Annotated in this window: 15 protein-coding genes; 5 read left to right on the top strand and 10 right to left on the bottom strand. The window is 69.1% G+C overall.

From position 1 onward, the window contains the following. Positions 1–98 precede the first annotated feature (98 nt). The 4 genes from IEY91_RS00255 to IEY91_RS00240 all read left to right on the top strand — a co-directional run bounded on the left by IEY91_RS00255 (position 99) and on the right by IEY91_RS00240 (position 4,535). The gene (locus IEY91_RS00255) at positions 99–1,082 is read left to right on the top strand and encodes a tetratricopeptide repeat protein (protein WP_164320527.1); all 984 of its coding nucleotides are present in this window, start codon (positions 99–101) and stop codon (positions 1,080–1,082) included. 690 nt (positions 1,083–1,772) lie between these two features. Then, entirely contained in the window at positions 1,773–2,390 is a 618-nt protein-coding gene (locus IEY91_RS00250) for a DUF6230 family protein (RefSeq protein ID WP_164320525.1), read from the top strand. Between the two features lie 128 nt (positions 2,391–2,518). Beyond that, complete coding sequence (locus IEY91_RS00245; RefSeq protein WP_164320523.1) at positions 2,519–3,097, top strand: DUF6114 domain-containing protein; 579 nt, start codon at positions 2,519–2,521, stop codon at positions 3,095–3,097. Continuing rightward, positions 3,087–4,535, top strand: coding sequence for a hypothetical protein (locus IEY91_RS00240; protein ID WP_189172404.1), 1,449 nt, complete (start codon positions 3,087–3,089; stop codon positions 4,533–4,535). Before IEY91_RS00245 ends, IEY91_RS00240 begins: the two co-directional genes overlap by 11 nt. A 114-nt stretch (positions 4,536–4,649) precedes the next feature. On the opposite strand, the gene pyk is transcribed toward IEY91_RS00240, so the two are convergent. The 3 genes from pyk to pta form a co-directional block, all read right to left on the bottom strand. Beyond that, the gene (gene pyk / locus IEY91_RS00235) at positions 4,650–6,080 is read right to left on the bottom strand and encodes a pyruvate kinase (RefSeq protein WP_164320519.1); all 1,431 of its coding nucleotides are present in this window, start codon (positions 6,078–6,080) and stop codon (positions 4,650–4,652) included. Positions 6,081–6,153: 73 nt separating this feature from the next. Then, positions 6,154–7,365 (bottom strand): acetate kinase, encoded by a 1,212-nt coding sequence (locus tag IEY91_RS00230; protein WP_189172403.1) that lies wholly within the window; start codon positions 7,363–7,365, stop codon positions 6,154–6,156. After that, entirely contained in the window at positions 7,362–9,464 is a 2,103-nt protein-coding gene (gene pta / locus IEY91_RS00225) for a phosphate acetyltransferase (RefSeq protein ID WP_189172402.1), read from the bottom strand. Before pta ends, IEY91_RS00230 begins: the two co-directional genes overlap by 4 nt. A 212-nt stretch (positions 9,465–9,676) precedes the next feature. Between pta and IEY91_RS00220 the strand changes: the two genes are divergently transcribed. Beyond that, positions 9,677–10,702: a 6-phosphofructokinase gene (locus IEY91_RS00220; RefSeq protein WP_164320513.1), complete on the top strand. Its 1,026-nt coding sequence runs from the start codon at positions 9,677–9,679 to the stop codon at positions 10,700–10,702. Positions 10,703–10,761: 59 nt separating this feature from the next. Here the strand turns inward: IEY91_RS00220 and IEY91_RS00215 are convergent, their stop codons facing one another. From IEY91_RS00215 to IEY91_RS00185, 7 genes are all read right to left on the bottom strand, one after another. Next, on the bottom strand, positions 10,762–11,400 hold the full coding sequence (locus tag IEY91_RS00215) for a helix-turn-helix domain-containing protein (protein ID WP_164328181.1): 639 nt from the start codon (positions 11,398–11,400) through the stop codon (positions 10,762–10,764). A gap of 193 nt (positions 11,401–11,593) precedes the next feature. Continuing rightward, positions 11,594–11,797 (bottom strand): DUF2180 family protein, encoded by a 204-nt coding sequence (locus IEY91_RS00210; protein ID WP_189172400.1) that lies wholly within the window; start codon positions 11,795–11,797, stop codon positions 11,594–11,596. A gap of 28 nt (positions 11,798–11,825) precedes the next feature. Further along, positions 11,826–12,128, bottom strand: a complete 303-nt coding sequence (locus IEY91_RS00205; RefSeq protein ID WP_164320509.1) for a heme-binding protein — start codon at positions 12,126–12,128, stop codon at positions 11,826–11,828. Positions 12,129–12,273: 145 nt separating this feature from the next. Further along, positions 12,274–13,110: a helix-turn-helix transcriptional regulator gene (locus tag IEY91_RS00200; protein WP_306309844.1), complete on the bottom strand. Its 837-nt coding sequence runs from the start codon at positions 13,108–13,110 to the stop codon at positions 12,274–12,276. 134 nt (positions 13,111–13,244) lie between these two features. After that, on the bottom strand, positions 13,245–14,075 hold the full coding sequence (locus IEY91_RS00195) for a carbohydrate ABC transporter permease (RefSeq protein WP_164320505.1): 831 nt from the start codon (positions 14,073–14,075) through the stop codon (positions 13,245–13,247). 1 nt (position 14,076) lies between these two features. Then, positions 14,077–14,961, bottom strand: coding sequence for a carbohydrate ABC transporter permease (locus tag IEY91_RS00190; protein WP_164320503.1), 885 nt, complete (start codon positions 14,959–14,961; stop codon positions 14,077–14,079). Next, positions 14,958–16,322 (bottom strand): extracellular solute-binding protein, encoded by a 1,365-nt coding sequence (locus IEY91_RS00185; protein ID WP_189172398.1) that lies wholly within the window; start codon positions 16,320–16,322, stop codon positions 14,958–14,960. The genes IEY91_RS00190 and IEY91_RS00185 overlap by 4 nt, the downstream gene beginning before the upstream one ends. Positions 16,323–16,340: the final 18 nt, after the last annotated feature.

The following is a 16,340-nucleotide window of genomic DNA, read 5'->3' as shown; positions in this document are numbered from 1 at the left end:
GTAGTGATCAGGGCATCGGGTTCGTCCGGCGGCTCCGCAATCCGGCGGGGAGTCTCGGACAGGCACGGTTCCCGCGCGGGTTGGGGGAGGATGTACTCATGCAGCCACGGAACATGTCCATGAGCGGAGTCGTCGACCTAGCCGCGGTGAAGGCGGCCCAGGAAGCCAAGGCGAAGGCGGAGCAGGCGCGCGCCGAAGCGGCCAGGCAGGGCGGCGGGGGCGCCGGGTCCGCGGTCTCTCCCGCGAGTCTCGTCATCGACGTCGACGAGTCGGGCTTCGAGCGTGACGTCCTCCAGCTCTCCGCCGAAGTGCCCGTCGTCATCGACTTCTGGGCCGAGTGGTGCGAGCCGTGCAAGCAGCTCAGCCCGCTCCTGGAGCGCCTGACCCGCGAGTACAACGGCCGCTTCGTGCTCGCGAAGATCGACGTCGACGCGAACCAGATGCTGATGCAGCAGTTCGGGGTGCAGGGCATCCCGGCGGTCTTCGCGGTCGTGGCGGGCCAGGCCCTGCCGCTCTTCCAGGGCGCGGCCCCCGAGGCCCAGATCCGCCAGACCCTGGACCAGCTCATCCAGGTCGGCGAGGAGCGCTTCGGCCTCACGGGCCTCGTCGTCGACGCGGACGCCGAGGCCGCCGAGCCCGCCGCCGAGCCCACCGTTCCGGCCGGTCCGTACGACGCCCTGCTCGAAGCGGCCGTCCAGGCCCTCGACGCGGGCGACTTGGGCGGCGCGGTCCAGGCGTACAAGAACGTACTGAGCGACGACCCGGGCAACACCGAGGCCAAGCTCGGCCTCGCCCAGGCCGAACTGCTCCAGCGGGTGCAGGACTTGGACCCCGCCGTCGTACGCAAGGACGCCGCCGAGAAGCCGGGCGACGTGCCCGCGCAGATCGCCGCCGCCGATCTCGACCTGGTCGGCGGCCACGTCGAGGACGCCTTCGCCCGCCTGATCGACGCGGTCAAGCGCACCGCGGGTGACGACAGGGACGCCGCCCGCGTGCGGCTTCTCGAACTCTTCGAGGTGGTCGGCGGTGACGACCCGCGCGTGACCTCGGCCCGCACGGCGCTGGCGAGGGTGCTCTTCTGACGTGCCGTCGGGGCCCCTTCGCCCCGCCCCGGCGTTCTGCCGGATTTGCCCCGCGCCGTTCGCTGACCAGTCGCTACGCGTCCGCGACCGTGGGACTCAAGTGAAAAGTCTGTCGACGTAACGCCACAGTGGCCGTGCTTTGCCAAATCTTGGCAAACGCGGCCACTGTTACTTGGAGTAAGGCGAGAGAGTCGATCTGTCCGACTCTGTTCCTCAATCAACCGTTCTTGTCCGCCTGTTGACAACACCGTCCGTCGTTGGTCGATGCCGGGCGGTGCCGGGTCGGTTATCCGGCCGTTACCAGCCAGTAACGAACCCCCTTGTGCGGGCGCCGAGAATGCACCACGATCGGCCACGCTCGGTCCATTGCCCGCAGCCCGACAGCCAATCGGGAGACGGAACTTCTGGGTCCCCACCGGGCAGGCCGGCGGCACCGTCGCCGGTCTGGGACAGGGGGGTCCCTGCCGGTCCCGGCAGGGCCTGTCCAAGCAAGGTTGTGCGTGATGCGTCAGGCGCGACCAGTGGTTGTCGCTCGGGGGTGATCGCCGGTGATCGAGGCGCACAGCGCGCCCTTGTTCCGCGGGCGCTCTCCTTACCGAGGACGTAGCACTTCTCCCATCCCCGCCCGGCCCGACATCCCCAGAGGGTGCGGCAAGGGGCGGAGATGTACGTCCGAGAAGGAGGAAAGTCATGGAGTCCGTGGCTCGTGGCGGAACCAGATGGAAGCGGTTCGCCGTGGTCATGGTGCCGAGCGTCGCGGCGACTGCCGCGATAGGCGTGGCCCTCTCGCAGGGTGCGCTCGCGGCATCGTTCAGTGTGTCCGGTCAGCAGTTCAAGGTGACCGCAGATCAGCTCGACGGTACGGGATTCGTCCAGTACGGCGCCATGGACAGCGGCAAGTCGGGTAACCACCCGGTCGCCGTCGTCGGCATGGAGTCGGCGAAGATCACCAACCTTTGTCAGTCGGTGGTCGTTCCCGTCCCCGTCTTCGGCGACATCTCGATGGTGCTCAAGGCCGGTGGCAAGGGCAGCCCGAGGGTCGAGGCGAAGAAGCTCTACATCGACGCGGACGATCTGAAGGCCAATGCGACGTTCACCAACGTCGACATCGGCGTCTCGGTCGACCGTACGACGAAGGGCCCGGGTCCGGCCAAGGGCGACAAGTACGTCCCGGACTCGTTCGCGCAGCAGGCCGACAAGGTCCGCTTCACAGATGTGAAGCAGCGTGCGTGGGCGACCACGGCCGGCACCTTCAAGCTCTCCGGCCTCGGCATGTCGGTCAAGAAGGGCAAGCACGAGTGCTACTGAGGCACTTGTTGCGCTGAACGGCCGGGCGCGGGGGCGCCCCACGTCTTCAACCAGACGTCCAACCAGCCGTCCCCGTGCCCGAATCCGCACACACAGAACCAAACGCCATACCCGAGGAGCTGTACGACATGAGCGCCGAAGCGCAAGTGGGCCTTGGTCACAAGCTGGGCCGGGTGCGCCTTCGTTTCCGAGGGTGGCGCGGTCAGCGCCCGTTCTGGGGTGGCCTGCTGACACTGCTCGGCGGCATCCCGATCATGTACTTCCCGTACGCGAACCTCACGCTCGGCACGATGACCATCCGGATGGCGACCACCGCCGGAGCCGGATCGCTGATCATCGGCGTGCTGCTTGTCGTGCTCGGCCTGACCATGTGGTTCCAGCCGCAGTCCCGCGTGTTCGCGGGCGTCGCGGCGATTCTGCTCGCCCTGGTCTCCCTTGTGGTGTCCAACTTCGGCGGCTTCGTCATGGGCTTCCTGCTCGCCCTCGTCGGCGGTGCGCTCGGCGTCTCCTGGATGCCGACCCGGCTGGAGAAGCGGTCGAAGCGGCCCGCGAAGGCGCCGGACGCCGGGGGTCTCGGTGACGGGGCTCCGCAGCCCGCGGCCGCGGCGGCCGCGGACGGGGCCTCGCCGGTGGCGGGTGGTGCGACCGATGACTTGTCAGGATCGAGCCCGACGAACGGGACGAACGGGAGGCACCGTGCCGGCTGACGAGGCGCGCCGCGGGACTGATGCGGCCACGTCCCGTGTGAGAACGGGGCCGCGGCACGCCGCCCCGAAGAAGCCGCTGCTGACCCGGCTGCAGTTGCCCGCGGGCAAGGCGATAGCCCTCGCGGCGATGCCCACCGCCGTACTCATGGGAATGGGCCTCACGCCCCAGCTCGCGCAGGCGAAGCCGGGCGTCCCCAAGAACCCCTTCCGGGACGGCCCTTGCGTCACCGCGCCGGACGAGCAGTCCGCGGAGGCGGAGCAGAAGGCCAAGGACAAGGCGGCCAAGGAGGCCGAGGAGAAGGCCGAGGCCGCGCGCAAGAAGGCCGACGAGGCCAAGGAGAAGGCCGAGGACGCCGAGAACTCCGAGGACAACGACGGCAAGGACGACGAGGACGGCAAGGGCGCGGACGGCGACAAGTCCGGGTCCGGGTCCACCTCGTCGCGCGCCGGTGACGACGACGGCGACAAGGCCGACGCGGACGACGCCGACGCGGACAAGGGTTCCGACGAGGACGCGGACAGCGACGGCGGCGAGGCGAAGGACCCGAAGCCGGACCCCGTGCCCTCCGAGACCAAGAACCCCTTGGACCCGCTGGGTGTCGGCGACGCGCTCAAGGACCTCCTCACGCCCAAGGAGAAGGAGGAGCGGGAGGCGGCCGAGAAGGAGTCCCCCGACTCGAAGCCGTCCGACTCCGCCGACAAGGACTCGACGGACTCCGAGGACACCAAGGACTCCGACGACGCCGACTCCAAGGACTCCGACAAGGCCACCAAGCCCGTCGGTGAAACCCTCGACGAGGTGAAGGACGGTCTCAAGGACGGCGTCGACGACACCGTCGAGAAGGCCGAGGAAGCGGCGGAGAAGGCCGAGAAGGCCGCGGAGAAGGCCAAGGACGAGGCCGACCCCGACTCCGACGAGGCCAAGGACCCGATGGCGCCGGACGAGGACGGCAAGAAGCCGTTCCCGTGCGTGGTGGAGAAGAAGGTCGACGGCGACGAGGAGCAGGCGCCCGCGCCGATCCCGAACCAGCCGTGGCACCTGGAGGCCAGCTCGCTGCTCCTCAAGGGCGCGGACTACAAGGGCGTCGTGAACCTGAAGATGCCCAACGGCCGGACCAAGCAGGCGCTGAAGTACGTCATCAGCGGCGGCACGGACATCGGCGACCTGCACCAGATCGTCGAGAGCCCGAACGGCAAGAAGTACCACGTCCAGGCGGCCAAGGGCTCCACGTCCACGATCCGCAAGGGCGACACGACGATGTACACCGAGCGGATCTCCGGAAACCTCTTCGGTCTGATCCCGATCACGTTCGACCCGGAGCACCCGCCGCCGCTCAACCTGCCGTTGATCTACTTCACCAACGTGAAGGTCCAGCAGGCGGGCCAGTTCGGCGGCGAACTCACCATCCCCGGCCTGCACCAGTCGATCACCGACTGAGACCGGAGACCCGAAGACCCGTTCCGGGAGCCGCACACCATTGAGGGCGCCCCCTTGCACAGGGGGCGCCCTCAATGTCGTACCGGTACGGAGCCGGACCGGCTCCGTACCGGATCAGTCGCGGTCGCCGCCGCCCAGGTGGTGGACCCGGACCATGTTGGTGGTGCCGGGGATGCCGGGGGGCGATCCTGCGGTGATGACCATCGTGTCGCCGTCGTTGTAGCGCTGGAGCTTGAGGACCTCGGCGTCGACCAGCTCGACCATGGCGTCCGTGTTGTCCACGTGCGGCACGACGTAGGTCTCCACGCCCCAGCTCAGGGCGAGCTGGTTGCGGGTGCTGGCGTCCGTGGTGAAGGCCAGGATCGGCTGCGCCGCGCGGTAGCGGGACAGACGGCGGGCCGTGTCACCGGACTTGGTGAAGGCGACGAGGGCCTTGCCGTCGAGGAAGTCGGCGATCTCGCAGGCCGCGCGGGCCACCGAACCGCCCTGCGTGCGCGGCTTCTTGCCGGGCACCAGCGGCTGCAGGCCCTTGGAGAGCAGCTCGCCCTCCGCGGCGGTGACGATCTTCGACATGGTCTTGACCGTCTCGATGGGGTACGCGCCCACGCTCGACTCGGCGGACAGCATCACCGCGTCCGCGCCGTCCAGGATCGCGTTGGCGACGTCGGACGCCTCGGCGCGCGTGGGGCGGGAGTTGGTGATCATCGACTCCATCATCTGGGTCGCGACGATCACCGGCTTGGCGTTGCGGCGGCACATCTCCACGAGGCGCTTCTGCACCATCGGGACCTTCTCCAGGGGGTACTCGACGGCCAGGTCGCCGCGGGCGACCATCACGCCGTCGAAGGCCGCCACGACGGCCTCCATGTTCGCCACCGCCTGCGGCTTCTCCACCTTGGCGATGACGGGGACCCGGCGGCCCTCCTCGTCCATCACCTTGTGGACGTCCTTGACGTCGCCCGCGTCCCGCACGAAGGACAGCGCCACCAGGTCGCAGCCCATCTTCAGCGCGAAGCGCAGGTCCTCGATGTCCTTCTCGGACAGCGCGGGCACGTTCACGGCCGCGCCGGGCAGGTTGATGCCCTTGTGGTCCGAGATGACGCCGCCCTCGATGACGATCGTCTTCACGCGCGGTCCTTCGACCTCGGTGACCTTCAGCTCGACGTTGCCGTCGTTGATGAGGACCGGGTCGCCCTTGGCCACGTCGCCGGGCAGACCCTTGTAGGTCGTGCCGCAGATCGACTTGTCGCCGGGCACGTCCTCGGTGGTGATGGTGAACTCGTCACCGCGCACCAGCTCGACGGGTCCCTCGGCGAAGGTTTCCAGACGGATCTTCGGGCCCTGCAGGTCGGCGAGGACACCGACCGCGCGGCCCGTCCGCTCGGCCGCGGCACGGACACGGTCGTACCGGCCCTGGTGCTCGGCGTGCGTGCCGTGGCTGAAATTGAAGCGGGCCACATTCATGCCGGCCTCGATCAGCGAGACGAGCTGCTCTTCGGTGTCGACGGCGGGGCCCAGCGTGCAGACGATTTTGGAACGGCGCATGGGGCGATCCTATCGGTTTGTTTCGCTACGGAATATTCCGTCTGGTGGAATCTACAAATGGGCGTACCGGTGCTCAGCTGTTCTTTCCTGCCAGTGCATAAGTCTGCGTCGCGATTTCCAGTTCTTCGTCGGTCGGCACGACGGCGACCTTGACCCGGGCGTACTCCGGCGAGATCAGCCGCGGCTCGTCACTTCGTACGGCGTTGAGCCCGCCGTCGACCGCGAGGCCCAGCTCCTCCAGGCCCGCGACGGCGGCCTCGCGCACCGGCGCCGCGTTCTCGCCGACACCCGCCGTGAACGCGATGGCGTCCACGCGGCCGAGCACGGCGTAATAGGCGCCGATGTACTTCTTCAGACGGTGAATGTAGATGTCGAAGGCCAGCAGCGCACTTGAGTCGCCCTCGTCGATGCGGCGGCGGATCTCCCGCATGTCGTTGTCGCCGCACAGGCCGACAAGGCCGCTCTTCTTGTTGAGGAGAGTGTCGATCTCGTCGATGGACAGACCGCCGACGCGCGCCAAATGGAAGATGACGGCCGGATCCAGATCACCGGAGCGCGTGCCCATCACGAGCCCCTCCAGCGGGGTGAGGCCCATGGAGGTGTCCACGCAACGGCCGCCGCGCACGGCGGACGCGGACGCGCCGTTGCCGAGGTGAAGGACGATGACGTTGACGTCCTCGGGAGCCTTGCCGAGCAGCTTCGCGGTGGCACGCGAGACGTACGCGTGCGAGGTGCCGTGGAAGCCGTAGCGCCGCACGCGGTGCTCATCGGCGGTGGACACGTCGATCGCGTAGCGGGCGGCCGCCTCCGGCATCGTCGTGTGGAAGGCGGTGTCGAAGACGGCGACCTGGGGCAGGTCGGGGCGCAGCGCCTGAGCCGTGCGGATGCCCGTCAGGTTGGCCGGGTTGTGCAGCGGGGCCACCGGGATGAGGCGCTCGATCTCGGCGAGCACGGCGTCGTCGATGACGGTCGGTTCGGTGAAGTGCTTGCCGCCGTGCACGACGCGGTGGCCGATCGCGGCCAGCTCCGGCGAGTCCAGGCCGAGCCCGTCGGCGGCCAGCTCGTCGGCGACGGCCTTCAGCGCGGCCTCGTGGTCGGCGATCGGTCCGGTGCGCTCGCGCTCCGCGCCGCCGCCCGTCAGCGGGGTGTGCTTCAGGCGGGAGGTCTCCTCGCCGATGCGCTCGACGAGGCCCATCGCGAGCCGGCTGCTGTCGCTCATGTCGAGCAGCTGGTACTTCACCGACGAGGAGCCGGAGTTGAGGACGAGGACGCGGGACGAGCTCACTGGGGGATTGCCTTCTCGGTGGGGGACTGTGCGGGGGTCTGGGACTGGATCGCCGTGATGGCGACGGTGTTCACGATGTCCTGGACGAGCGCGCCCCGGGACAGGTCGTTCACGGGCTTGCGCAGGCCCTGCAGGACCGGGCCGACGGCGATCGCGCCGGCCGAGCGCTGCACGGCCTTGTAGGTGTTGTTGCCGGTGTTGAGGTCCGGGAAGATCAGCACGCTGGCCTGGCCCGCGACGTCGGAGCCCGGCAGCTTGGTGGCCGCGACGGACGGCTCGACGGCGGCGTCGTACTGGATCGGGCCCTCGATCTTCAGGTCCGGGCGCTGGCCGCGCACCAGCTCGGTGGCCTCGCGGACCTTGTCGACGTCGGCGCCCGATCCTGAGGTGCCGGTCGAGTACGACAGCATCGCGATGCGCGGCTCGACGCCGAACTGGTCGGCGGTGGCGGCCGACTGGACGGCGATGTCCGCGAGCTGCACGGCGTTCGGGTCCGGGTTGACCGCGCAGTCGCCGTACACGAGGACCTTGTCGGCCAGGCACATGAAGAAGACGGACGACACGATCGACGCGTCCGGCTTCGTCTTGATGATCTCGAAGGCGGGACGGATGGTGGCGGCGGTCGAGTGCACGGAACCGGACACCATGCCGTCGGCCATGCCGCCCTGCACCATCAGCGTGCCGAAGTAGTTCACGTCCGCCACCACGTCGTACGCCAGCTCCACGGTCACGCCCTTGTGGGCGCGCAGGCGCGCGTACTCCTCGGCGAAGCCCTGGCGCAGCTCGGAGGTGGCCGGGTCGACGAGCTGGGAGTCCGCGAGGTCGACGCCGAGGTCGGCGGCCTTCTTGCGGATGGTCTCCACCGGGCCGAGCAGCGTCAGGTCGCACACGCGGCGGCGCAGGAGCACGTCGGCGGCGCGCAGCACGCGCTCCTCGGTGCCCTCGGGAAGCACGACGCGGCGGCGGTCGGAGCGGGCCCGTTCGAGGAGCTTGTGCTCGAACATCATCGGCGTGAGGCGGTCGCTGCCGGAGACCGAGAGGCGCTTGAGGAGGTCGGCGGTGTCGGTGTACCGCTCGAAGAGGCCGAGCGCGGTCTCCGCCTTGCGCGGCGTCGCCGCGTTCAGCTTGCCCTCCAGGGCGAACAGTTCCTGCGCCGTCGGGAAGGAGCCGCCGGTCACGGCGACCACGGGCGTGCCGGGCGCGAGCCGGTCGGCCAGGCGCAGGATCTCCTGGCCCGGCTGCTCGTTCAGGGTCAGCAGGACGCCCGCGATGGGCGGGGTGCCCGCGCTGTGTGCGGCCAGCGAGCCCACGACCAGGTCGGCGCGGTCGCCGGGGGTCACGACGAGGCAGCCCGGGGTCAGGGCGTTCAGGAAGTTCGGCAGCATGGCGCCGCCGAAGACGAAGTCGATGGCGTCGCGGGCCAGGCCCGAGTCGTCGCCGAGCAGCACCTTGCCGCCGAGGGCGTGGGTGATCTGCGCGACGGTCGGCGCCGAGAGGGCGGCTTCGTCGGGGAGCACGTAGCAGGGCACCGGGAGGTGGGCCTCCAGGCGCTGGTGTATCTCGTCGCGGTCGGCCGGGGCGACGCGGTTGGTGACCATCGCGAGGACGTCGCAGCCGAGGGTCTCGTACGCGCGGTAGGCGTTGCGGGTCTCGGCGCGCACCGACTCGGCGGTCTGGTCCTTGCCGCCGACCACGGGGAGCACGGAGGCGCCGAACTCGTTCGCGAGCCGGGCGTTCAGCGCCAGCTCGTCCGGGAGCTGGGTGGCGGCGAAGTCGGTGCCGAGGACCAGGACCACGTCGTACTCACGGGCGACGGCGTGAAAGCGGTCGACGAGCTGGGAGACCAGCTCGTCGGTGCCCTTCTCGGCCTGCAGCGCGGACGCCTCGTGGTAGTCCATGCCGTACACGGACGCGGGGTCCTGGGCGAGCCGGTAGCGGGCGCGGAGCAGCTCGAAGAGGCGGTCGGGTCCGTCGTGGACGAGCGGGCGGAAGACGCCCACGCGGTCGACCTGACGGGTCAGGAGCTCCATGACTCCCAGCTCGACGACCTGACGGCCGTCGCCCCGGTCGATCCCGGTCACGTACACGCTGCGCGTCACGCGTGCTCTCCTTCTCTGTCTTCGCTGGTGAGGAGGGGGGAGGGCAGCTCCGGCAGCGCCGAAATACACCCGATATTGTTGGCTGTGCCCTCTTGACAATACCTCTGTGGCTGGCTAGGCCGCAGGCCGGACGAAAGACGGCGGCCCCTCCGGGACCGTGGAACAATCGGATCGGCTCACAAGGAACAGCAGCGAGCAGGAGACTCAGCGCGATGCGTATCGGAATTCTCACCGCGGGCGGCGACTGCCCGGGCCTCAACGCAGTGATCCGGTCGGTCGTGCACCGAGCGGTCACCAACTACGGCGACGAGGTCATCGGCTTCGAGGACGGGTACGCGGGCCTGCTCGACGGCCGCTACCGGACCCTGGACCTGAACGCGGTCAGCGGCATCCTGGCCCGCGGCGGAACGATTCTCGGCTCGTCCCGCCTGGAGCGCGCCCGCTTCCGCGCGGCCTGCGACAACGCCAAGGAACTGATCGAGAAGAGCGGCTTCGACGCGCTCATCCCGATCGGCGGCGAGGGCACCCTGACGGCCGCGAAGATGCTGTCGGACGCGGGCGTCCCCGTCGTCGGCGTACCGAAGACCATCGACAACGACATCTCGTCCACGGACCGGACCTTCGGCTTCGACACCGCCGTCGGCGTCGCCACCGAGGCGATGGACCGCCTGAAGACCACCGCCGAGTCCCACCAGCGCGTCATGGTCGTCGAGGTCATGGGCCGGCACGCGGGGTGGATCGCCCTGGAGTCCGGCATGGCCGGCGGCGCCCACGGCATCTGCCTGCCCGAGCGCCCGTTCGACCCCGCTGACCTGGTCAAACTGGTCGAGGAGCGGTTCTCGCGCGGCAAGAAGTTCGCGGTGATCTGCGTGGCCGAGGGCGCGCACCCGCAGGAGGGCACCATGAATTACGGCGTGGGCGCCATCGACCAGTTCGGCCACGAGCGCTTCCAGGGCATCGGCACCGCCCTCGCCTTCGAGCTGGAGAGCCGCCTCGGCAAGGAGGCCAAGCCGGTCATCCTCGGCCACGTCCAGCGCGGCGGCACCCCCACCGCGTACGACCGGGTGCTCGCCACCCGCTTCGGCTGGCACGCCGTGGAGGCCGCGCACCGCGGTGACTTCGGCCACATGACCGCGCTGCGGGGCACGGACGTCCAGATGGTGCCCCTCGCCGAGGCGGTCACGGAGCTGAAGACGGTCCCGAAGGACCGGATGGACGAGGCGGAGTCGGTCTTCTAGGGCAACTGTGCGTCCGACCGTGCCGGTCGGTGGGTGGTTGTCGCCCTTCGGGCTCGTCCTCAAACGCCGGACGGGCTGATATTCGGCACCGTGGGCCAGAAGTGGTCCAGGATCCGGTCCAGGAAGTCGCGGCCCGCGTGCCCCGACGCGTCCGCGCCCGCCCCGCTGCCCCAGCTCAGGGTGCGCACCATCCGCGCCTGGTACTCGTCGTGGAGCTTGCGCAGCGGGCCCTCGATGTCACGCTTCTCCACGGCGAGCAGCTTGCTGACCGGGCGTACGTAGCCCTGCCAGCGGGTCGTCACCGCGCTGCGGAGGAGTTCGGCGAGCTCGTCCGCGCGGCCCGTCACCGTGACGAACTCGGGCAGGGAGAGCCGCAGCGTGCGCGCGAGGCCCGCGGACTGGCGCTCGGTGCCGCGCCACTGGTCGGTCTCCTCCATGCGCAGATACGTCTGGATCTCCACGCCCGCCCCGCGCGCCACGTCCTCCGGGGCGAGGCCGCGGGCCAGGCGGTGCTCGCGCAGCGTCGTGGCGGCGCCCATCAGATCGCCCGGCGAGCACCACAACGTCGCGGCGAGCGCGGCCAGTTCGGCGGACGTCGGAGAGGAGAGGCCGCGCTCCCACGCCATGATCGTGTCCGGAGTGATGTGGGCGAGGCCGTAACTGGCCCGCATGCCGTACGCGACATGGCCCGGCGCCATCCCCAGTGCTTCACGGAGGCGGCGCGCTGCGGGGAAGTTGAACGGAGGCGTGGGCTGGCTCGGTTGCACGGGCACACGCTATGGGCGCGTGGGTGCGGCGACTACGGTTTGTTCACACAGGGTTGCGCCTCGTACGAAGCTACGGCTGGCGGGGCGCCCTCCATGTGCTTCTCGCGCCCCCCCGGTGAGGAACCTACGCCGCCGCGGCCCGGCGGCAGACCGGGCAGACCATGCGGCGGCCGGGAACCGGCCCGGTGGACCGGCCCATGCCCGCCGCGCGGTGCACCAGGCGCGGGACCGCGGTCACGTGCTCAGCGCAGGCCGCCGCGCCGCAGTCGGTGCAGACGGCCGACGCGGGGGCGTCGCGGCCGAGTTCGGAACAGTCGAAGCAGCGCATCAGCACACTCCCGGTACGCGTGGACGGCTCATGCGGCTGTCTCCGCACGCTCGCCCTTGAAGAGGAAGTTGGGGCCCTGGGCGTAGGAGTCGACCAGATCGTAGAAGCCCTTGATGGTCTCCGCCCGGCAGTGCGCGTCGAACGCCTCGCGGCTCTCGTACACCTCGTCGAGGTAGAAGCGGTTCGGGTTGTTCTCGTCGCGGATGACCTCGAAGCGCAGGGTTCCCGGCTCGTTGGCGAGTGAGCCCCGGGCGTCGAAGAGCGCGGCGGCGACGAATTCCTCGCGCTTGGCGGGCGGGACGTCGAACTGGACGAGTACGTGGTACGTCATGGGAATTCCTCCGGTGGTCTCTGTTTCTTCCTTGCGGATGAAGACCACCGTGCCGGATCCTTTTCATGCCGCACAGGTCCGCTGTGAACCAGGAATGCCATTCCTGGTAATGCCATGACCACCCTCGCCGCCGGGGAAGCGGCGCTCAGCCCTTGGTGGCGAGCAGCCGCAGCTCGCTAGCGGCCCTGGAACCGGGAGCGGCGAGGTAGACGACGACCGCCTGATCCGGTTCGTCGGGGAGGCCGAGGGTCTCGAAGGAGACGTCCAGGGTGCCGACCAAGGGGTGGTAGAGCGGCTTGTCGCCGTAGGTCTTGTCGCGGACGTTGTGGTCGTTCCACAGGCGGCGGAAGTCCTCGCTCTGCTCGGTCAGTTCCTCGATCAGCGAGGCGAGCCGGGCGTCGTCCGGGTGGCGTCCGGCATCCAGGCGCAGGAAGGCGACGGTGTCGTCGGCCTTCTGCTGCCAGTGGACGTACCGCTGACGGGCGGATCCGTCCAGGAAGGTGAGGCGGGCGAGGTTGCGGTCCTCGGGTGCCAAGGCCGGGAAGTCGGCGATCAGGATCCGGGCGAGGTCGTTCCAGGCCAGGATCTCCAGGCGGCGGCCGACCACGTAGGCGGGCGCGTACGCGAGCGTGTCCAGGAGGCGGCGCACCCCGGGACGCACCTCCTGAGGGTGCCCCGCCAGGGGGCGGCTGTCCTCGCCGCGTACCAGTGAGTACAGGTGTGCCCGTTCGTGCTCGTCGAGGCGCAGTACGCGCGCGATCGCGTCCAGGACCTCGGCGGAGGCGCTGCCGCCCCGGCCTTGTTCCAGGCGTACGTAGTAGTCGACGCTGACTCCGGAGAGCTGGGCGAGTTCCTCGCGCCGCAGGCCCGGAACCCGGCGACGGCCGGTGAATCCGGTGTCCCGGGCGACGCCGGCCTCTTCCGGGCTCACCCGGGCCCGTCGTGACCTGAGGAATTCACGTAGTTCTTCGCGCCGGTCCATTGCTCTCGCCCTCATTACCGCGTTCAGCCGCTTCGCATTCCGATACGCCTGAAGAGCCTATGCTCCTTGGCGCTCGTTTCCGTGACGCTGAATACGGCTGATCCGGGCCGGGCGCGGTTCGGATCAGCCGGAGCTCAGCCCTTGACGGCACCCCCCAGCGCGAACCCGCCGCCAAGGCGCCGTGCGATCAGGACGTACAGCAGGATCACCGGCGTCGAGTAGATGAGTGAGAACGCCGCGAGCTGGCCGTAGACGATCGCGCCCTTGCTGCCGAAGAAGTCGTTGATGCTCACCGCGGCCGGCATCTGGTCGGGGGAGAGCAGCAGCATGAAGGGGACGAAGAAGTTGCCCCACATCATGACGAAGGAGAAGACCGTCACGACGGCCACGCCCGGACCCATCAGGGGCAGCACGATGCGGATCAGGGACTGGAAGGGCGAGGCGCCGTCCGTCCAGGCGGCCTCCTCCAGTTCCTTGGGGACGCCGTCCATGAAGTTCTTCATCAGCCAGATGGCGAACGGGAGTTGGGAGGCGGCGAAGAAGAAGATGGTGCCCTGCATCGTGTCGATGAGGTCGACGCGTACGAACAGCGCGTACACCGGAACCATGATGGCGGTGATGGGCAGGCTCGTCGCGAACAGGATCGTCAGCATGAACGGGCGGTTCAGGCGGGACTTGTAGCGGGAGAGCGGATAGGCCGCGAGGGCCGCGCTCACCACGGTCAGGAGGGTGCCGCCTCCGCACAGCAGCAGGCTGTTGAGCATCGGCGTGAACGTGATCTCGTCGGTCAGGACCGCGTCGAAGTTGTCGAGCGTGATGCCGTCGGGGGCCTTCACGCCCACGTCGGCCTTGGGGTCGAGGGCGGAAAGGACCACCCAGGCGAGCGGCACCGCGAAGGTCGCGGCGACGGTCAACAGGCCGATGTCCGCGGCCAGTTTGCGGCTTCTCGTACGGCGTGCGGACACCTCAGACCTCCGTACGCAACAGGCGCATGTAGACGAGCGAGAACAGGGATCCGACCAGGAGCAGGAGCAGGGCCACCGCGGTGCCGTAGCCGATCATGCTCTTCTGGAAGGCCTGTTCGTACATGAAGAGTGGGAGCGTCTGGCTGCGGTTTCCCGGGCCGCCGCGCGTCATCACCCAGATCAGGCCGAAGACCGACAGGGTCTGCAGGGTGTTGAGCATCAGGTTGGTGCCGATGGAGCGGCGGATCATCGGCAGCGTGATGTGCCACATGCGGCGCCAGCCGCTCGCGCCGTCCACCTGGGCCGCCTCGGTGATCTCCTTGGGGATCTCGTTGAGGGCGGCGGAGTACACCAGCATCGAGAACGCGGTGCCGCGCCAGACGTTCGCGAAGGACACCGCGAGGATCGGCAGCGTGTACAGCCAGTTCTGGGACGGGAGATGGAGGAAGTCCAGGACGGAGTTGAGCGTGCCGTCGCGCCGGAAGAAGGCGTACAGCAGGAAGCCCGCCACCACCTCCGGCAGCACCCACGCCGTGATCACCACGGCGCCCGTGATCGTACGGACCGGCTTCGACGCGCGCTGCATCAGGCTCGCGAGCGCCAGGCCCAGCGTGTTCTGCCCGACGATCGACGACAGGAACGTGAAGACCAGCGTCAGCCAGACCGCGTTGATGAAGTCCTCGTCGCCGAAGGCCGTGCGGAAGTTCTCGAAGCCCACGAACGACTCGTGGGCCTGGCCGGTGAGTTGGAGGTCTGTGAAGGCGATGTACGCGCAGTAGCCGATCGGGCCCGCGAGGAAGAGCAGCAGCAGGACGACCGCGGGCGACACCGGCAGGGCCCGGGCCAGCGAGCGGGCGAGCCGCCGGTGGCCCGGGGGAGCCGTCACTTCTCGATCACCTTGCCGTCGGTGGCCGACTCGACCTCTTCGTCATAGCCGCTCGCCGCCTTGTCCACCGAGCCGTCCCCCGTCGTGACCAGCTCCATCGACTCCTGCATCGCGGTGGACACCTTCGGATACGCGGGGAAGGCGGGGCGATAGTGCGTCGAGGCGACCAGGTCGGTGAAGAACTTGATGCCGGGCTGCGCCTGCACGTACGCGGGGTCCTTGGCGACGTCCTCACGCACCGAGATGCCGGAGTTGGCGATGTACCACTTCTTCGCGTTCTCCTTCGTCTGCATCGTCTCGATGAACTTGAACGCGAGGTCGGGGTTGCCCGCCTTCGACGGGATGGCCCAGGTCCAGCCGCCGGACATGCTCACCTTGCCGGGCGCCTGGCCGTGCTGCGTGGGCATCGCGGCCAGCCCCAACTCCTTTGACCACTCGGGCCATTCGTGCCCCGAGCCCGGCAGCCAGTCCTGCGGCAGCCACGACCCGTCGAGGTTGATGCCGAGCTTGCCCTTGGGCAGGAACTCGCCGCGCACCCGCGTGGCCATGTTCGGGTCGAGGGCGTCCTCGACGTCCGGGCCGAGCTTCTCCTTGTAGACGGTCTCCACGAACTTCAGGGAGTCCTTGAAGCCCTGGCTGCCCACGACCCACTTCTTCGCCTTCGGGTCGTACAGCGGGTTCTCGCCCGTGCCGTACAGCAGCATCTCCAGGCCCTGCATGGAGGAGGTCTCACCGCCGGGTTTGCCCGTGTACACGTTCAGCGGGACGACGTCCGGCACCTTCTCCTTGATGGTGCGGGCCGCGTCCAGGATCTCGTCCCAGTTCTTCGGCTGCCAGTTCGCGGGCAGGCCCGCCTTCTTGAAGATGTCCTTGTCGAACCAGAGCCCGCGCGTGTCCGTGCCGTCCGGCACGCCGTACGTCTTGCCGTTCTCCGCCTTCGCCGCCGCCTTGGCCGTCCCGATGAACTTCGGCCACTCCTTCCACTTGTCCAGATAGGGGTCGAGCGGCTTCAAGTACCCGCTGGTGATGTCGGAGTTGATGAGGAAGGTGTCCTCGTACACCAGGTCGGGCGCGGTCTTCGGGGAGCGCAGCATCTGCTGCACCTTCGTGTAGTACTCCGCGTCCGGCGCCTTGATCGGCACCAGTTTGACCTTCTTGCCGGGGTTCGCCTTCTCGAACTGCTTCTTCATGGACTCCAGGTAGTCGTCCATCACCTGGATCTGGTTGTCCATGGACTGCTTGTACGAGACCTTCACGGTGTCCGGGTCGTCACCGGAGCCGCCGCCGCACGCGGTCAGGGTGGAGGCGGCGAGCACGGCTGCCAGGATCAGAGGGGCGGGAGCGGTGGGGCGCACGGGCACGACCTCCTACGGTCCGAC

The sequence above is a fragment of the Streptomyces lasiicapitis genome, from assembly GCF_014646335.1.
GTDB classification, from domain to species: Bacteria; Actinomycetota; Actinomycetes; order Streptomycetales; family Streptomycetaceae; genus Streptomyces; species Streptomyces lasiicapitis.
Note: the sequence above shows the minus strand (reverse complement) of the source record. Positions and strands in the feature narration are given on the sequence as shown.

Excerpts from the sequence above, each read along its gene's own strand:
- IEY91_RS00255 (WP_164320527.1), top strand. The coding sequence starts at position 99 with ATGCAGCCACGGAACATGTCCATGAGCGGAGTCGTCGACCTAGCCGCG.
- IEY91_RS00250 (WP_164320525.1), top strand. The coding sequence starts at position 1,773 with ATGGAGTCCGTGGCTCGTGGCGGAACCAGATGGAAGCGGTTCGCCGTG.
- IEY91_RS00245 (WP_164320523.1), top strand. The coding sequence starts at position 2,519 with ATGAGCGCCGAAGCGCAAGTGGGCCTTGGTCACAAGCTGGGCCGGGTG.
- pyk (WP_164320519.1), bottom strand. The coding sequence starts at position 6,080 with ATGCGCCGTTCCAAAATCGTCTGCACGCTGGGCCCCGCCGTCGACACC.
- IEY91_RS00220 (WP_164320513.1), top strand. The coding sequence starts at position 9,677 with ATGCGTATCGGAATTCTCACCGCGGGCGGCGACTGCCCGGGCCTCAAC.
- IEY91_RS00215 (WP_164328181.1), bottom strand. The coding sequence starts at position 11,400 with ATGGCGCCGGGCCATGTCGCGTACGGCATGCGGGCCAGTTACGGCCTC.
- IEY91_RS00210 (WP_189172400.1), bottom strand. The coding sequence starts at position 11,797 with ATGCGCTGCTTCGACTGTTCCGAACTCGGCCGCGACGCCCCCGCGTCG.
- IEY91_RS00205 (WP_164320509.1), bottom strand. The coding sequence starts at position 12,128 with ATGACGTACCACGTACTCGTCCAGTTCGACGTCCCGCCCGCCAAGCGC.
- IEY91_RS00200 (WP_306309844.1), bottom strand. The coding sequence starts at position 13,110 with ATGGACCGGCGCGAAGAACTACGTGAATTCCTCAGGTCACGACGGGCC.